At 58.4% G+C, this 17,444-nt stretch carries 10 protein-coding genes; 2 read left to right on the top strand and 8 right to left on the bottom strand.

From position 1 onward, the window contains the following. Positions 1-31: 31 nt before the first annotated feature. The 6 genes from HMPREF0721_RS10045 to HMPREF0721_RS10020 form a co-directional block, all read right to left on the bottom strand. Positions 32-1,600 (bottom strand): chitobiase/beta-hexosaminidase C-terminal domain-containing protein, encoded by a 1,569-nt coding sequence (locus tag HMPREF0721_RS10045; RefSeq protein ID WP_040640058.1) that lies wholly within the window; start codon positions 1,598-1,600, stop codon positions 32-34. Positions 1,601-1,711: 111 nt separating this feature from the next. Next, a complete protein-coding gene (locus HMPREF0721_RS10040) occupies positions 1,712-2,512 on the bottom strand; it encodes a YibE/F family protein (RefSeq protein ID WP_006599656.1) in 801 nt (266 codons plus the stop codon). Continuing rightward, positions 2,503-3,627 (bottom strand): YibE/F family protein, encoded by a 1,125-nt coding sequence (locus HMPREF0721_RS10035; RefSeq protein ID WP_006599655.1) that lies wholly within the window; start codon positions 3,625-3,627, stop codon positions 2,503-2,505. The genes HMPREF0721_RS10040 and HMPREF0721_RS10035 overlap by 10 nt, the downstream gene beginning before the upstream one ends. 136 nt (positions 3,628-3,763) lie before the next feature. After that, a complete protein-coding gene (locus HMPREF0721_RS10030) occupies positions 3,764-5,635 on the bottom strand; it encodes an ABC transporter ATP-binding protein (RefSeq protein WP_006599654.1) in 1,872 nt (623 codons plus the stop codon). Further along, positions 5,635-8,064, bottom strand: coding sequence for an ABC transporter ATP-binding protein (locus tag HMPREF0721_RS10025; RefSeq protein WP_040640057.1), 2,430 nt, complete (start codon positions 8,062-8,064; stop codon positions 5,635-5,637). The genes HMPREF0721_RS10030 and HMPREF0721_RS10025 overlap by 1 nt, the downstream gene beginning before the upstream one ends. A 26-nt stretch (positions 8,065-8,090) precedes the next feature. Continuing rightward, positions 8,091-8,579: a MarR family winged helix-turn-helix transcriptional regulator gene (locus HMPREF0721_RS10020; protein WP_006599652.1), complete on the bottom strand. Its 489-nt coding sequence runs from the start codon at positions 8,577-8,579 to the stop codon at positions 8,091-8,093. A 327-nt stretch (positions 8,580-8,906) separates the two neighbouring features. Here HMPREF0721_RS10020 and HMPREF0721_RS10015 point away from each other — a divergent pair, with 327 nt between their 5' ends. After that, positions 8,907-10,664: an ABC transporter ATP-binding protein gene (locus HMPREF0721_RS10015; protein WP_006599651.1), complete on the top strand. Its 1,758-nt coding sequence runs from the start codon at positions 8,907-8,909 to the stop codon at positions 10,662-10,664. Beyond that, on the top strand, positions 10,648-12,615 hold the full coding sequence (locus HMPREF0721_RS10010; RefSeq protein WP_006599650.1) for an ABC transporter ATP-binding protein: 1,968 nt from the start codon (positions 10,648-10,650) through the stop codon (positions 12,613-12,615). Before HMPREF0721_RS10015 ends, HMPREF0721_RS10010 begins: the two co-directional genes overlap by 17 nt. A gap of 89 nt (positions 12,616-12,704) precedes the next feature. Here HMPREF0721_RS10010 and HMPREF0721_RS10005 read toward each other — a convergent pair whose 3' ends face one another. Both HMPREF0721_RS10005 and ileS read right to left on the bottom strand, forming a co-directional pair. Beyond that, positions 12,705-13,724, bottom strand: coding sequence for a histidine phosphatase family protein (locus HMPREF0721_RS10005; protein WP_006599649.1), 1,020 nt, complete (start codon positions 13,722-13,724; stop codon positions 12,705-12,707). A gap of 150 nt (positions 13,725-13,874) precedes the next feature. After that, positions 13,875-17,003: an isoleucine--tRNA ligase gene (gene ileS / locus HMPREF0721_RS10000; RefSeq protein ID WP_006599648.1), complete on the bottom strand. Its 3,129-nt coding sequence runs from the start codon at positions 17,001-17,003 to the stop codon at positions 13,875-13,877. Positions 17,004-17,444: the final 441 nt, after the last annotated feature.

Raw genomic sequence — 17,444 nt, 5'->3', positions numbered from 1 at the left:
GGGATCCGTCTTTTTCTATTTACTTTTAATCCTAATCGTCGTCCGATTCCGGCGCATCATCGTCCGCCATTTGATTTCTCATATTTTTAAGCGCCTCGGAAAAGCCCACGTCGTAGCTCACACGGTTGCTCCAATCGGAATAAAACCGCTGGCCGCCCACCGTCACATAGGCCCGGACCTGAGCCGCAACCCTGTAGCCCCCGCCGCTGAGCCGATCGGTATAGCGCGTCTCGCTCACCTCGACGTATTGGGTCGCGTCCGCAGACATCGGATAGGAAACCACTTCCCGAATCTGATAACCCTCGGCGCCGTCTACCTGCTTCCAGGAAAAAGAGCGGCCGTCGGCACCGTTCTCCCAGGCCGAAGCCGTCGGGGCGGGCAGCGCCTTGATTTTATAGTTCACCGTCATCACCGCGCTGAGATAGCCCCGCTCGGAGATCTCGACAGCGCGCACCTGAGTGGTTTGGCCCGGCGGCAGCGCGATGGATCCCTTGTAGGGCGTGGATGCCGCCGTCGGCGCACTGCCATCCGTGGTGTAATAAATCTGGTCGCCGGCCCGGCCTTTTTTGATCTTCGCGGTAAACCCGATGTCATAAGTCCCGCTGCTGCCCACAAATCGCGGCGTTCCCACGCACACCGTGTCCCGCATCTTTCGGTATTTGGGCGCCCGTGTCGCCCGGTACGCTTCCCGCACCAGCGCCTTCACCCTGGATTCGCTGTGGTGGGCGTCCAGCGACAGGATGATGGACCGGTCGTAGAGCACGATCTTGTCTTCTTTCAAGCCGGAGCCGGCGATGCCTTTGCGCAGGGCCGCGATCCCCGCTTCCCGGTTCCCCAGCATCACATCGGCCCGGGCGTGATAAAACGCCGTGGGACAATCAAACGACCTCCGGCGGTTCAGCCGTTTGAGTTTCGCCTGGGCCGCGGCCTTTTGATCGCGGGCGAGGTCGAGGTTCGCGGCAATCGCCAGCTGATAGGGCGTGCGTTTGATTTTTGCCGCTTTTTTCAAATACTGCCGGGCCTGGTCCAGCTGCTTCTCCACCACCAGAGCGGCGGCGCCGCCTTCGTAGCCCTCCACTCGCTTTTTATCAATTTCGATCAGGTTATCATAGGCCCCCCCGGCATCGGCCGTCTTCCCGGCGTAAAGCAGGGCATTGGCTTCCTTCAGCTGCCGGCGATACATCTGTCTTTGTTTGCCGTAATGCCGGCCCATCCCGAAAACGACGAGACAAACCAGCACCACGCCCAGAGCGATCAACCGGGTGGGCGTCAGCCAGCGGCGCAGCGAAACCGCCTCGGTTTCCTCCAGATCCGCCAAATCTTCCCCTTCTTCGGAAACGGCCGGCGCTTCATCGGCTTCAAGCGGCGCAGCGGCCATCGCTTCTTTTTCCAATACCGCAGATGCCAGACTGTCATCCAAAGCATCCGAAACGGCTGCGGCCATACTATCTTCCGGTGATGCTTCCGCCGACTTCACCGTTTCGGCCGGCGCGTCAGCCGCCGGCCGATTGCCGTAATGGAGGGCCTGCACCGGCGCGCCGCAATGCGGACAAAAGCGCACTTCGGCCGGCAGCTCGCCTCCGCAGGTCGGACATTTCACAACGGTTTTCCTCCCTTGCACCTGTAATCCTTTTTATTGTACCACGGCGGACCGCCTTCCGCCACGATTTTATTGCATGACGCCCTGCATGCGCCGCCCCCGCTTCGAGCTTTATCCTGCCGCCGGGCCTTCACCCGGTGCTTCAGACTCTGCACTTTGGCGGATCTTCCGCACGCCGTAAACCGCCATGACCGCCGCCGTCACCGGGATGGACAGCTCCACACCGATACCGCCCACCAACACCGGCATCGCCGCCTGAAACAGCGATTTCGCGTTGAGAAGCGCGCCCAGCGAATAATGACAGTCAAAATACAGCTGCACCAGCAAAAGCGATTCGCCGATCGCCGCAAAAAACAAGGTGTTGATGGTGATGCCTAAAACATCCCGGCCGATGGCCATGCCCGAGCGGACAATCGCCGCCCGAGACATCCCGGGATGGCAGCGCATCACCTCAAAGGTGCCGCTGGCCACCGCCATCGCGCTGTCCTTCGCGGCGCCCAGCAGACCCATGAGCATCACAAAAACGCCGACGGCCAGCATGTCGATACGCAAATGAAGGTTCATCATCAGGATTTCGTCCTCTTCCCAGGTACGTTCGTTCAAACCGTAAATGCCTGCCCGGCGGCAAACCCACCAAACGCATACCGCCATCACCGCGATCACCACGAGCATCGCGATAAAAACCGCCTTGGTTTTCGCATTCACGCCGTTTTGATAAAACAGCGTCAGCAGCAGCATGCCCATCATGCTCGCCGCACTGACGGCCATCACACCGGCGCCCAGCAGCAGCGCGGCGGCGGCCGCGATAATCACCAGCGCGTTAAACGCCAGCGTCGCCGCGATTTTTTCCGTCTGACCCCGGGTCGTAAACGCGAGACAAACGATGAACACGATGCCCAGTCCTACAACCATTTGGCAATGCCCTCCCTTCGCCAGGCCCGCGCCGCCAGCGTGGCGGACACGGGAATACACAGCACGATGCCGAGCGCTCCCGCCATGAAGCGAATCACCTCGTAAAGCGCGTAATAACGAAAAATGGTGATGGGACCTATCCCATTGGCAAGCATCACCAGATAGATGGGGATCTTCGCCGTTAAATAAGTATAAAACAGCACGTTGATCATCGTGCCCGTCACGTCGTTGCCGATTTGCCGGATCGAATGCACGAGCTCAATCTTCGGAGTGTCCGGCGCCACCCGCAGAATTTCCGTCACGCCGCTGATCACCGAGATCGCCGTATCCATCACCGCGCCGCAGCTGCCGAGCAAAATGCCCCAGGTAAAAATCGTCTGCAGGGGCAGACTGCCGTTGCGTATATAATTTTCCAACGTGTAATCCATATTGGGGGACAGCCGGCTGGTCGCAGCGTAAACCGCGGCGAGCAGGCCCATGCAAATCACCGTGCACAAAAGCGTCAAGCGCATCTGCCGGCTCCACCCCAAACAAAGCCACAGCGAGCACACACAGAAGAAAATCAGCAGCATCAGCGCCATCGGAACAAAGCGCAGTCCCATCTGGGCACAGACAAAAGCCAGGATCAGCGCCGTCAAGTTCGCCATCAGCGCCAGGGCGAAGGCCGCCCCCCGCCGGCCGGCAACGGCCACTGCCCCAAAAACGAGCGCGCTGAACAGCAGCGACAGAAAATAATCCCGCTTCTGCCCGGCAACCGAGGTGCGCAGATAGCCGGCCGGCCCCTCGATCACCTTGTCGAGCAGAACGATGTCGCCCCGATGATAGGTCACACTATCCATTCGGGTCTGGGAATAAAGATTGACCGCGCGAGCCGTTTGGCCCCGATAGCTGCCGTTGAGCAGCCGCAGGGTCATGACCTGCCGGTATTTGGCCTCCCGGCCGCCGGCGGCCGTCGACGCGGTGCCGTCATCGGTCTGCCAGATTTTTTCGATCCTGGCAATCGGCGTCCGGTAATGATCCCAGTCAAAGTATACACAAAGATTCAGAGCCACCAACAGCAAGGCCAGGCCGCCCAGAAGCAGCATCCGTTGATGGGTTTTAATCTTGTTCCGCATGGCCTTCTTCTCCGTTCTTCGTCTTTTGCATGGCGCCAAAAGTTTAGCATGCCACAAATTATACCAAATAAAAGGGCCGGGAGCACCTTGGCGGTCTTCCCGGCCCGAAAACGGCAGTTTTCTTTAAGACTCCCGTTTAAACCGCGTCTTCAATCGCGGCCCACTGGCTGTTGTAAAGATCGGCATAAAAACCGTTTTGTGCCAGCAAAGCCTCGTGGCTGCCCTGCTCGACGATGTCGCCGTCCCGCAGCACCAGAATGACATCCGCGTTTTGAATCGTCGACAGCCGGTGCGCAATGATAAAGCTCGTGCGCCCCGCCATCAAATTGTCCATAGCCCTTTGGATCATCACCTCGGTGCGGGTATCCACGGAGCTGGTCGCCTCGTCGAGGATGAGCACCCTGGGATCGGCTAAGATTGCCCGGGCAATGGTCAGCAGTTGTTTTTGCCCCTGGGAGATGCTGCCGCCTTCTTCGCCCAGCACCGTGTCGTAGCCCTCGATCTGTGTGTGCACAAAGTGATCGACTTGGGCCGTCTTGGCCGCGCGCACCACCGCGTCGTGGTCCGCCGCGAAATTGCCGTAACGAATATTATCTTCGATGGTGCCGCTGGTCAGCCAAGTGTCCTGGAGCACCATGCCGAAGATCCGGCGCAGATCGCTTCGGGCAAAGTCGCGGCTGTCGTGCCCGTCAATCAGGATCCGGCCGCGGTCGATGTCGTAAAAACGCATGAGCAGCTTGACGATGGTCGTCTTGCCGGCGCCGGTCGGTCCGACGATGGCCACCTTCTGCCCCGGCTGCACATCCACCGAAAAATCCCGGATAACGGGCTTGCCCGGCAGATAGCCGAAGCCCACATGCTCGAAGGTGATCCGCCCGCGCACCGCATCCGTGGGCACCGCCCGTTCAGGATCTGCGCTTTCCTCCGGTTCGTCCAGAAAAGCAAAGATGCGCTCGGAAGCGGCCATGGTCATCTGCAGCACGTTGGAGATATTCGCCACTTGCGTGATGGGCTGGTTAAACTGACGCACATAGGTAATGAACGCCTGAATATCGCCGACCTCCACCCGGCCGTGCACCGCCAGATAGCCGCCGAGGATGCACTCGCCCACATAACCCAGATTGGTCACGAAGGTCATGATCGGCATCATCATCCCCGACATGAATTGGGATTTCCACGCCGTTGTATAAAGCTTGTCGTTGTATTTTTCGAAGGTCGCCGTGGCATCCGCCTCTTTGTTATAGGCCTGGATCACCGTGTGCCCGCCGTACACTTCCTCTATATGGCCGTTGATGTGGCCGAGGTAGGCCTGCTGTCCGGCAAACTCTCGTTGCGAACGGCGGATCACCAGCATGGCAAGCCCCCCGGACGCCGGCACGATGCACAGCGCAATCAGCGTCATCTGCCAGCTGATGGAAAACATCATCACCAGAATGCCGACAATCTTCGCCACCGCCGTCACGATCTGGGTCAGGCTCTGGGTTAAGCTCTGGTTAATGGTTTCAATATCGTTGGTCATGTAAGAAAGCACTTCGCCATAGGACGTCTGATCGTAATAGGTAAAGGGCAGCCGGTTCATTTTGGCAAAAACATCCCGGCGCATGCGATAGGTCACCTTCACGGCCACCTGGGTCATGATCAGGCTTTGCACCGCCTGGAAAGCAGCCGACGTGAAATAGAGCATCACCAGCTTAAAAATGATGCCGCCGATCTTAACAAAGTTGATCCCGCCGCCGGTGTTCGCGATGGAGGCCATCAGCCCTTTGAAAATTTCCGTGGTGGCCCGGCCCAAAATCTTCGGCCCGACGATGGTAAACACCGTCGAAGCCACGGCAAAGGCCGCCACCAAAAGAATCGCCATTCTATACGTGCCAAGATAATTTATCAGCTTGCGCAGGGTCCCCTTAAAGTCCTTGGCGCGCTCGGTATTGGTCATGCCTCGGGGCCCGGGGCCGCCCGGGCCGCGCTGACGTTTGGGCGCGTTATCTTTGGTTATTTTTTCTGCCATCACGCTTCCCCCTTTCCAAGCTGTGAAGCCACAATGTCGCGATAGGTCTCGCAGGTTTCAATCAGCGCGTCGTGACGGCCGATGCCCGCCACGCGGCCTTCGTCGAGAACGACAATCTGGTCGGCATCCATGATGGTGTTCACTCGCTGCGCTACGATAAGCACCGCCGCCTTTTGCGTATAGGGTCTGAGCGCCTTGCGCAAAACGGCATCGGTTTTAAAATCCAACGCCGAAAAACTATCGTCAAAGATATAAAGATCCGGCTGTTTGGCCAAAGCCCTTGCGATGGCCAGCCGCTGTTTTTGTCCGCCGGACACGTTGCTGCCGCCCTGAGCGATGACGCGGTCGTAGCCCTCCGGCGACGCGTCGATAAATTCGGTCGCCTGGGCGATTTCCGCCGCAATGCGAATCTCCTCGTCGCTGGCCTCCTCCCTGCCGAAGCGCAGGTTGCTCGCCACCGTCCCGGAAAAAAGCGTCGCCCGCTGGGGCACAAAGCCGATGTGATCCCGCAGTTCGTGGAGGGAAACCGCGCGGATATCCGTACCGTCAATGGTGATGCGCCCGGCCGTCACGTCGGCAAAGCGCGGAATTAAATTGACGAGGGTCGATTTGCCGGAACCCGTCGAGCCGATAAAGGCCACTGTCTGTCCCGGCTCTGCGACGAAGCTGATGTCGTGGAGCACATCCTCATCGGCACCGGCATAGCGGAAAGACACATGGTCGAAGACCACCCGCCCCGGATGCGCACCGGCAAAATGCACCGGCTCCGGCGGATCCTGAACGGCCGGTTCAGTTTCGATCACTTCCGCAATGCGCTCCGCCGAAACCTGGGCCCGGGGAATCATGATGAACATCACCGCCACCATCACAAAGGCGATGATGATCTGCATCGAATACTGCATGAAAGCCATCATATCGCCGACCTGCATCGCCGAGTCTGCAATCTGATGCGCCCCGACCCAGACGATGAGCAGGGTCACGCCGTTCATCATAAGCATCATGACGGGCATCATCAGCGAAATCACCCGGTTCACAAAGAGATTGTTTTGGGTCACCGCGGTATTTTCGCCATCGAAGCGTTTGGCCTCGTGACTTTGATTGCTGAATGCCCGGACGACCTCCATCCCGTTGAGGTTTTCCCGCATCACCAGATTCAGCCGGTCGATGAGTTTCTGCATGATTTTAAACTTCGGCATCACCAGCGCCGCCACCACGGCGATGAGCCCGAGCAGCACGATCACCGCCAGGGCAATGACCCAGGCCATCGACACATCCCGGCGCAGCGCCATGATGATGCCGCCGGTCCCGATGATCGGCGCGTAGCACACCATGCGAATGGCCATGATGATAAAGGTCTGCAGCTGGGTGATATCGTTGGTGCTGCGGGTGATCAGTGACGCCGTGCCAAAACGGCTAAACTCCGGCGACGAGAACGTCGTGACTTTTTGAAACAAATCCTCACGGAGGCTTCGGGCCATACCCGCCGCGATGCGCGATGCCAGAAAGCCCACGCTGATGGCCGCCAGCGCGCTGAGCACCGTCAGGCCGATCATCTTCAGGCCGGTGCGGACGATATAGCTTTGCTGCCTCGCCCCAATATCGACGCCCAGTTCTTTGCCGAAAAGCTTGACGAATACCGCCCCGGTCTGGCTTTGCATGCTCGTGTCAATCTTCATCGCCTTATCCCGGGCTCGCTGCATCGCCGAGCCGCCTGCGGCGCGGATCGCCGGCGTAAGCGGATACACCTCGGTCATATCGATCTTGTTCAAATTGCTGCTGGTGGTTCTGCCGCTCACTTTAAAATCAGTGCTGCTGCCGGCCGACCCCCGGTTCATCGCCTGAATCTGCTCGGCGTCCATCCCGAATTTGGCCGCCTGGGCCGGATCCGACAGCATGGCCAGAAGCGCCTCATCGCTCACGGCGGACAAATTCATCCCTTTGGCCGCTGCCCCGGCGCGCGCCTGGGCGATCAGCTTGGCCCGGGCCTGGGCGGCCGCCGCTTTTTTGATCTGCGCGCGATTATCCTTGTCCTGAATGAACTCGATAAAGGTCCAGCCGGCCCTTGAAAAAATCGGATCCAGCGTATCGTAGGCTGTGTCCGTTTTGGCTTTGAGCCGATACAGGCCCTCGCCTTTTGCCAATTTATCATAGGTCCTGCGGTTGACCTTTGCCGCCGGAACGCGTCGATAATACCGGTCGAGCCGCGCCCGTTCCTTTTTCGTCATAAAACTGCGCATAAAGGCGTAGCCCCTGTCGCTGATCGCCTCCGGTGCTGCATGTTCAATCCCGTTTTGCTGGATCCCCACGTTGATAATATTACTCATCATATTGGGCAGATTGAGTTCGCTGACCGCCTGCACAAACAAAAAAGCCACGGCCACCAAAAAAAGCAGACCGTAGGGCTTCAAATATTTTCTTAATTTTCGCATCTGTTTCCCTTCATCATTCGATACGGTCAAAATCGGGGATCGCCCGCTTCGGCCTGTGCCTGCTGCAGGGCTTCGTGCTCAGCGGCAAACTCTTTGAGCAGCGCCAGCATCTGCTGGGCTTTCTCTTCGCCCATGCGCCTGGCCGTTTCGTCCAGCAGGGTCTTGCCGAAGACGGATGCGCTGTTCATCTTGGTCAGCGCCTCTTCGGTGGGCACCAAATGAATCACCCGGCGATCCTTCTCATCCGGCACCCGCAGGATGTATTTTTTTTCTTCTAATTCTTTGACGACCTGCGACATATTGGACTTGGTGCAGTGATTCATCTGGCTGAGGAGTGACACCGTCATCCGGGGTTCGTCTTCATTGCGCGCCCCCCGCAAAATTTGCAGCAAAGTGCTGAATTCCCCCGGACGCAGATGCATCCCGGACGCTGCATCCCGCAGATATTGGCTCACACTGCCGCGCTGCAGGTTCATCATTTCCCGCATAAATTCGTAACTGAATGTTCTTTCCATCTTCGATCTCCTTCTTGTCGCATCTTTAAAATGCCCATGTTCAGAACAAATGCTGCATCTCGTCGGTGCCGCAACCGCCCGACAATGCCCATTTAGCCATATTCACTTTTATACCCGTCAACTATAGCTTTGTCCCCGGCTTTTGTCAAGATAGCCCTTTGCCCAATTACAGTGATTTAAGTTTATCCCCATATCGGCACACCGCTTTTGTATTTAAATCATTCTCATTTTTAAATTTTAGAATATCAATAGCCAATCATATTTTTTTCTTCTATAATAATCTAACTGTCTTTATCCCTTGATAAAAATTTTTTAAGGAGGAACTGCATGATTAAAACACTCATGGCGAGTCTGCGTGAATACAAAAAAGCATCGCTGCTCTCGCCGCTTTTCGTGACCCTCGAGGTCGTCATGGAAGTCATCATTCCATTGCTCATGGCTCGCCTGATCGACCAGGGGCTGAATAAGGGCAATATGCGCGCCACCGTAACCACCGGTATCGTGATGCTCGCCGTCGCCGCCATCGCACTACTCTTCGGAGCCCTGGCCGGCAAATACTGCGCCACCGCGTCTACCGGCCTCGCCAAGAACCTGCGCCACGATATTTTTGCCCGGGTGCAGGATTTTTCTTTCAGCAACATCGACCACTTTTCCACCGGCGGGCTCGTCACCCGAATGACCACCGACATCACCAACGTGCAGATGGCCTACATGCTCATCGTCCGGGTGGCCGTCCGCGCGCCGCTGATGCTCATCTTCTCGCTCGTTATGAGCCTGACCATCAATCCGCAGCTGGCGAGCACTTTTTTAATCGCCATTCCGGTGATGGGCGTCGGCTTGTTTTTTATCGCCCGCGCTGCCCATCCGGTATTCCAAAAGGTCTTCCGGGTTTACGACCGGCTCAACAACATCGTTCAGGAAAATCTGCGGGGCATCCGCGTGGTAAAATCCTTCGTGCGCGAAGATTACGAAGTAAAAAAATTCAACAGCGTCTCCAACGACATTTACGAAAAATTCAGCCGCGCCGAAAAGCTCGTCGCTTTTAACAGCCCGCTGATGCAAATCGTGATGTATGCCTGCATGATCACGCTGGCCTGGTTCGGCGCGCGCTTCATCGTCGGCGGCACCCTGACCACCGGCGAGCTCACCAGTCTGATCACCTACGTGATGCAGATTCTGATGAGCCTGATGATGCTTTCGATGATCTTCGTCATGATGACTATCGCCCAGGCCTCCGGCGAGCGCATTGCCGAGGTGCTGACCACCGAAAGCAATCTAACGGACGCCGCCCATCCGGTAATGGCGTTAAAAGACGGCTCGGTCGTCTTCGACAACGTCAGTTTTTCCTATCAGAATAACCCGGACAAGCTCTCCCTTAAAAACGTGAATCTGGCCATCGCCTCCGGCGAAACCATCGGCATCATCGGCGGCACCGGCTCGGCCAAAAGCTCGCTGGTGCAGTTGATCCCCCGGCTTTATGACGCGACCATCGGCACAGTTTATGTCGGCGGGGTGGATGTGCGCGAGATCAATCTGAAAACCCTTCGGACTGACGTGGCCATGGTGCTTCAGAAAAACGTGCTTTTCTCCGGCACCATCGCCGATAACCTGCGCTGGGGCAAACCGGACGCCACCGACGCCGAGCTCCGGCGCGCCTGCGAAATCGCCTGCGCCGACGAATTCATCAAGGACATGCCCGACGGCCTCGCCACAATGATCGAACAGGGCGGCTCCAACGTCTCCGGCGGGCAGAAGCAGCGCCTGTGCATCGCCCGGGCCCTCCTCGCCCAGCCGAAGATCCTCATCATGGATGATTCCACCTCGGCGGTCGACACCAAAACCGATGCCAAAATCCGCTCGGCGCTGGGGACCGTCATCCCCGGCACCACCACCTTGATCATCGCCCAGCGCATCGGCTCGGTGCAGGAAGCCGACCGCATCATCGTGATGGACGGCGGAACCGTGTCCGACTTCGGCACCCACGACGAGTTGCTCATGCGCTCGCCGATTTACCGCGAAGTGTATGAATCGCAAACCAAAACCTCGCCTGACGCGGCGAAGAAAGGAGATGAAGCGCATGTCTAAAACATCGAGACCGAAACTTAAGGGCATCCACCATGTGGATGCGCAGGGCCGCCGCGTGGGACACAAGATCCCCAAGGCCGAGCCCTCCCGGGCTGACCAGGTGGACGGCGCCACGGTGCGCCGGCTGGTGGCCTACATCGGCAGAAATTACAAGCTGCGGTTCAGCGCCGTTATTTTGTTCATCATCGCCAGCGCCGTGGTGAACGCGGTGGGATCGCTGTTCATCGGGAGTGTCATCGACGACTACATCACGCCGATGCTTCGCCAGTCCCATCCCAACTTCGCACCGCTTCTGCACGTGGTGATCGTCATGGCCTGCATCTTTGCCGGCGGCGCGCTGTGCACCCTGCTGTACAACCGCATCATGGTCACCATTTCCCAGGGCATCCAGAAGGATATCCGCGACGAAATGTTTGCCAATATGCAGCAGCTGCCGATCCGCTATTTCGATCAGAACGCCCACGGCGACATCATGAGCCACTTCACCAACGACACCGACACCCTGCGCCAGATGCTTTCCATCGCGCTGCCCCAGAGCATCAGCGCCCTGGTGACCGTCGTCGCGGTGTTTATCGCCATGCTGGCCACCAGCCTGGTGCTGACCTTCCTCGTCGTGGTGACCATCGCCGTGATGATCTGGATTTCCGGCAAGGTCACCGGCGCGAGCTCCCGGTATTTTATCCGCCAGCAAAACGCCCTCGGCATCGTCAACGGCAACATCGAAGAAATCATGGCCGGGCAGAAGGTCGTCAAAGTGTTTAACCACGAAGCGGCGGCCCAGGCCGATTTCGACGCCAAAAACGAAACCCTCTTTAAAAACGCGGAAAGCGCCAACACCTTCGCCAATATCCTGATGCCCATCATGGGCAACCTCGGTAACGTGCAGTACGTGCTGGTCGCCCTGGTGGGCGCCGTGATGATGCTCTCCGGCCACACGGCGCTGACCCTCGGCGGCCTGGTCGCCTTCCTGAATCTGACCAAGAGCTTCTCGATGCCCATCAGCCAGATGTCCCAGCAGCTCAACGCCATCATCATGGCGCTGGCCGGCGCCAAACGCATCTTCACCCTGATGGACGAAGTGCCCGAAGCCGACGGCGGCGACGTGACCCTGGTGAACGCCATCGTGAAAAACGGCCAGCTCCTCGAGGCGGACCACCGCACCGAAACCTGGGCCTGGCGCGCGCCGGATGCCGACGGCGCAGTGCACTACCGGGCCATGCGCGGTGAAGTGCGCCTCGAGCACGTCGATTTCGAATACGAGGCGAACAAGCCCATCCTCCACGACATCACCATCCACGGCAAACCCGGCCAGAAGATTGCCCTGGTCGGGGCCACCGGCGCCGGCAAAACCACGATCACCAACCTGATCAACCGGTTTTACGACATCGCCAGCGGCGAAATCCAATACGACGGCATCGACATCCGCCGCATCACCAAACCGGCTCTGCGCCGCTCCCTCGGCGTCGTGCTGCAGGAAACCAACCTTTTCACCGGCACGGTGATGGAAAACATTCGCTACGGCAACCTGGATGCCTCCGACGCGGAGGTCATTGCCGCGGCACGCCTGGCCAACGCCGACGAGTTTATCCGGCTGCTGCCCGACGGCTACGACACGATGATCGACGGCAGCGGCGGCAACCTCTCTCAGGGGCAGTGCCAGCTGCTGGCCATCGCCCGGGCGGCCGTCGCCAACCCACCGGCCATGATCTTAGACGAGGCCACTTCCTCCATCGACACCCGCACCGAAGCGCTGGTGCAGGCGGGCATGGACAAGCTGATGATCGGGCGCACGGTGTTCATCATCGCCCATCGCCTCTCGACGGTGCGCAATGCCGACGCCATCATGGTGATGGATCACGGCCGCATCATCGAACGGGGCAGCCACGACGAGCTCATCGCCAAGGGCGGCGTATACTATCAGCTTTATACCGGCAACGCCGAACTCGAATAAAACGTCCGTGCCTCCAAAAGCCTTGAGCACATCAAAAAAGCGATTCACCCTCATCGGAGAATCGCTTTTTTCTTGCTTAAATTGGCCGCCTAACCGGTCAACTCTGCAAATTCCCGCTGCCAATCATCTGCATGAAAGCCCGCAATAAGGTGATCCGGCCATACGAGCATCGGCGTTTTGACCAATGACGGCGCCGCCGTCATCGCGCTCGCCAGGGCCCGAAGGGAGAGGCCCGCGATGCGCGTTTTAAGGCCCGCCGCGCGATAGGCCGCTGCCTTCGTATTGAGCAGCCGGCGATAGCGCGCACCGGCCCGTTCCAGCAGCGCGAGGCTTTCCTCCCGGCGCAGCGGATCCGCCGCCGCATCCCGGGAAAGCACCTCGCGGTCCCGGCAGAAAGCCCGGGCCCGGGCATCCTTGGCTCCGCCGTTTCCCGTGATCATCAGCGGCCGCATTTTGGTCAGATCTTCCCAATCGAAGCTGTACTGCAATGCCGGCACGAGATGGTGCGCATCCCCCACATAATCAACCGTGACGTTTAAGTCCTCGTCAAAAGTAAATTTTGAGACCGCCACATTGGCGAGCACCCATTCCCGCATGGCCTCCGCCGGGACGCCGGCTGCATAGTTGAGCCAGGTCTGAATGGCAAAGCCGTGGGAGGCAATGGCGATGGTCTTGCCAAGGTGGCGCCGCACAATGCTAAGCACCGCGTTCCGCACCCGGCGGTACACCTGGGCGCCGCTTTCGCCGCCGGGGGACTGCAGCCTGCCGGGCGCATTTTTGGCCGCCGCTGCAAACGCCGGAAAGAAGACGTTCACCTCCTGCATGCGCCGCCCCTCGACGATGCCGAAATCGATCTCCCGAAGCCCCGGCACCACTTCCACCGGCACGTCATGATCCTGACCGGCCAGCACATAGGTCAGCGTTTTTCGCGCCCGGATAAGCGGGCTGGTTGCCCCGACATCAATGGGAATCGCTTTAAAATAATCCGTCAGCAGGGCGCCCTGCTTTTCGCCCAGGGCGTTAAGCGGGGCGTCGATCACGCCCTGCCACCGGCAGGCCACATTATAATCCGTCGTGCCGTGACGCACGAGATAAACGGTCGTTGGCATCCTTCTCCTCCTTCGCTTCTTATTTTAACCTCACTATAGCGAATCCCCGCGGGTTTCGCAAGAAAATTATCCTTCCGCGGTCACGGCCGCCGCACAAAAAAGACCCGAGCGCGAACGTTCGGGTCTTTTGGGATGGATGCGCTTTTGATTTTACACCCGCATAACCGACAGCTTCACGTCATGGCCGTTGAGGTCGAAGGTCTCTTCGCCGACACCGGCCGTCAGATGTTCTGCCAGCGTTTCCTTTTTAATGAATGCCTCATGGGTTTCGAGGGCCGCGGCGACCTCCGCGTCCGCCGTGTAGGTGATCGCGATGTGATCTGCCACGTTAAAATCGCAGGTCTTGCGCATCTGCTGCACCTTGGAAATACATTCCCGGGCGATGCCCTCGGCGATGAGCGCCGGCGTAAGCGCCATGTCGAGAATCACGAAGTGCCCGCCGTCGGTCTGCACATCGAAGCCGTCCTTGGCCGCGATGCGCACATCCACCATTTCCGGCGTGACGTCAATCGTGTCGTCGCCGACGCGCACCGCGTAGGCTTCGCCGGCTGCCGTCGCCGCCACCAGCGCCGCCGCGTCCGCCGCGGCCATGACCTTGCCGAGAAGCTTGACCTTGGGCCCGAGGATGGGGCCGGCCACCTTAAAGTTGGGCTTGACGGTGTAGGTGATGAATTTGCCGAGATCATCCTCGAAGTCGACTGTCTTGATGTTCAGCTCTTCCTTGAGCAGATCCGTCAGATCGCCGAGAACCGCCTGGTATTTGCCGTCGACAATGACCTTGGACAAAGGCTGGCGCACTTTGATGCCGCCGTCTTCCCGGGCCGAGCGGCCGAGGGAGACCAAATCCCGCACCAGATCCATCGGCGCTTCCACATCGGCGTCGATGAGGGCGTCATCCGCCACGGGATAGGCCGCGAGGTGCACTGATTCCGCTCCGGTGAGATCCCGGTACATCTCTTCGGTGATAAAGGGCGCAAAGGGCGCGCAGAGCCGGCACAGCCCTTCGAGCACCTCAAACGTCGTGCGGTAGACGGCTTTCTTGTCCGCGTTCATTGCCGACGCCCAGAAGCGGCGGCGGTTGCGGCGAATGTACCAATTGGAGAGATCCTCGTTCACGAAGTTCTGAATCAGGTGCACCACGGTATTGTGGTTGTAGGCATCCATCGCGGCCGTCACATCCCGCACCAGACGATGGTATTTGCTGAGAATCCAGCGGTCAATCACCGGGCGGTCGGCCACCGGCACCGCAAAGGCGTCGCCGGCCAGGGCGTCGGCGTCGATGCCGTCGGTGTTGGCGTATAGCGCGAAAAACGCGTAGGTATTCTTGAAGGTATTGAAGAACTTGGAGCGCACCTCCTTCAGCCCCTCTTCGTCGAAGCGGGTGGGCGTCCAGGCCGGACTGACATACATCAGATACCAGCGCAGGGCGTCGGCGCCGTATTGATCGAAAAGCGCAAAGGGATTAACCGTGTTGCCCTTGCTCTTGGACATCTTCTGGCCCTCGGCGTCGAGCACCAAATCGTTGACCAGCACGTTGTGGTAGGGCGACTTCCCGGTGATGAAGGTCGAGATGGCGAGCAGCGAATAAAACCAGCCGCGGGTCTGGTCGATGCCTTCGCAGATGAAATCCGCCGGGAACTGATCGGCCCAGGCGTCTTTGTTTTCAAAGGGATAGTGCTGCTGGGCAAAGGGCATGGAGCCGGAGTCAAACCACACATCGACGACATCCGGCACGCGGCTCATCCGCCCGCCGCATTCCGGGCAGGTCAGATGCACCTCGTCCACATAGGGGCGGTGCAGCTCAATGGACTCGTCAATCGTTTCGACGGCGCGTTCGGCCAGCTCCCGGCGGCTGCCCACGGAGGTGGTGTGGCCGCAGTCCGGATCGTCACAGCGCCAGATCGGCAGCGGCGTGCCCCAATAACGGCTGCGGGAGAGGGCCCAGTCGTTGAGGTTTTCCAGCCAGTTGCCGAAGCGTTTTTCCCCGACAAAGGGCGGGAACCAGTTCACGCCGTTGTTGTTTTCGATCAGCTTGTCCTTGAGCTTGGTGATTTCGATATACCAGCTGGGCTTCGCATAATACACCAGCGGCGTTTTGCAGCGCCAGCAATGGGGGTAGTTGTGTTTGACCTTTTCCTTTTTGAAGAGCACCCCCTGATCCTTCAGCCATTTGATGATCTCGACATCCAGGCCCTCTTCCATAACAAAATGCCCCTTCCACGGCGTCGCCGTGTATTTGCCGTCGAGGCCCACGGGCTGGAGCACCGGCAGGTGGTAGCGGCGGCCGACCTGATAGTCGTCTTCCCCGAAGGCCGGCGCGATGTGGACGATGCCCGTGCCGTCGTCGGTGGTGACATAATCGGCGCAGGTCACAAAATAAGCCTCGCCGCGCGTCGGCTTCACAAAGGGCATCAGCGGCTCGTATTCGAGATATTCCAAGTCACGGCCCTTCATCGTGGCTAACACCTCGTAATCCTCTCCGAGGAGCTTATCGGCCAGCACCGCCGCGCAATAAAACACCGTGCCCCGGCTGTTCACCCGCACATAATCCGCTTCCGGATTGACGCAAAGGGCCACATTTGCCGCCAGTGTCCAGGGAGTTGTCGTCCAGACGAGAAAGTATTCGTCAGCATCCTTGCGCTTGAAAGCCACGGTGACCGTGTTGGTTTTGATCATCTGGTAGCCCTGAGCCACTTCGTGGGAGGCCAGCCCCGTGCCGCAGCGCGGACAATAGGGCAGGATCTTGTGCCCCTCGTAAATATAGCCTTCTTCAAAAAACTTGTTGAGGATCCACCATTCCGATTCGATATAGTCGTTGTCGAGGGTGATATAGGGATGATCGAGATCGATAAAATAACCCATGCGGCGGGTGAGTTCGCGCCACTGAGCTTCATAGGTAAAAACGGATTCCCGGCATTTTTTGTTGAAAGCCGCAATGCCGTAATCCTCGATTTCCGGCTTGCTGTGGATGCCGAGCTGCTTTTCCACTTCGATCTCCACCGGCAGACCGTGAGTGTCCCAGCCGGCCTTGCGCAGCACGCGGTGACCGCGCATGGTCTGATATTTGCAGACCGAATCCTTCAGGGTTCGCGCCAGCACATGGTGAATGCCCGGCTTGCCGTTGGCCGTCGGCGGCCCTTCAAAAAAAACGAAATTCTCGTCGTCCGCGTGGGCGTCGATGGTTCTGTTCAAAATATCCATGGATTCCCATCTCGCAGCAATCGCGGTTTCCACCGCCTTCACCGGTTCCTTGGATAAATCCGAAAATGCTCGTGTCATAATGCCTCCTCTAACGACTGTAATGATCGCGCGTCCTGCGCGCTGTCAAAATAAAAAAGCCCCTCTGCCGATCCAAAGAGATCGCACAAAGGGACGATAATGACGATTGCCTTACCGCGGTGCCACCCGCATTGGTGCTTAAACACCCGCTTCATTTAAAAGATTAACGGCTTCCCGAATCGCCCTGTCCCATTCGCAATGCGTTCAGGCGATCAGCTCCGGAGTGATCCGAGCCTTCTGCGCTTTAGCCGTCTTGCACCGCGAGGACAGCCTCTCTAAAAAGCGCGGATGAAAGTTCCGTCTCCTTCTCTGCTTTTGATAGTTTACGCTGTATTGTAACATTTTTCAAAAAAATTGCAAGCGACAAATTGTCATTTCAGAAAGTTTCACGCCGCGTTCCGTTTCATCGGCTTTTCTAAATCCTTTGAACAAGATTTTATC

The sequence above is a fragment of the Pseudoramibacter alactolyticus ATCC 23263 genome, from assembly GCF_000185505.1.
In the GTDB taxonomy this organism is placed as follows: Bacteria; Bacillota; Clostridia; order Eubacteriales; family Eubacteriaceae; genus Pseudoramibacter; species Pseudoramibacter alactolyticus.
Note: the sequence above shows the minus strand (reverse complement) of the source record. Positions and strands in the feature narration are given on the sequence as shown.

Bases quoted from the DNA above. Each gene is read 5' to 3' on its own strand.
- ileS (WP_006599648.1), bottom strand. From the start codon at position 17,003: ATGACACGAGCATTTTCGGATTTATCCAAGGAACCGGTGAAGGCGGTG.
- HMPREF0721_RS10025 (WP_040640057.1), bottom strand. From the start codon at position 8,064: ATGCGAAAATTAAGAAAATATTTGAAGCCCTACGGTCTGCTTTTTTTG.
- HMPREF0721_RS10015 (WP_006599651.1), top strand. From the start codon at position 8,907: ATGATTAAAACACTCATGGCGAGTCTGCGTGAATACAAAAAAGCATCG.
- HMPREF0721_RS10040 (WP_006599656.1), bottom strand. From the start codon at position 2,512: ATGGTTGTAGGACTGGGCATCGTGTTCATCGTTTGTCTCGCGTTTACG.
- HMPREF0721_RS10035 (WP_006599655.1), bottom strand. From the start codon at position 3,627: ATGCGGAACAAGATTAAAACCCATCAACGGATGCTGCTTCTGGGCGGC.
- HMPREF0721_RS10020 (WP_006599652.1), bottom strand. From the start codon at position 8,579: ATGGAAAGAACATTCAGTTACGAATTTATGCGGGAAATGATGAACCTG.
- HMPREF0721_RS10005 (WP_006599649.1), bottom strand. From the start codon at position 13,724: ATGCCAACGACCGTTTATCTCGTGCGTCACGGCACGACGGATTATAAT.
- HMPREF0721_RS10010 (WP_006599650.1), top strand. From the start codon at position 10,648: ATGAAGCGCATGTCTAAAACATCGAGACCGAAACTTAAGGGCATCCAC.
- HMPREF0721_RS10030 (WP_006599654.1), bottom strand. From the start codon at position 5,635: ATGGCAGAAAAAATAACCAAAGATAACGCGCCCAAACGTCAGCGCGGC.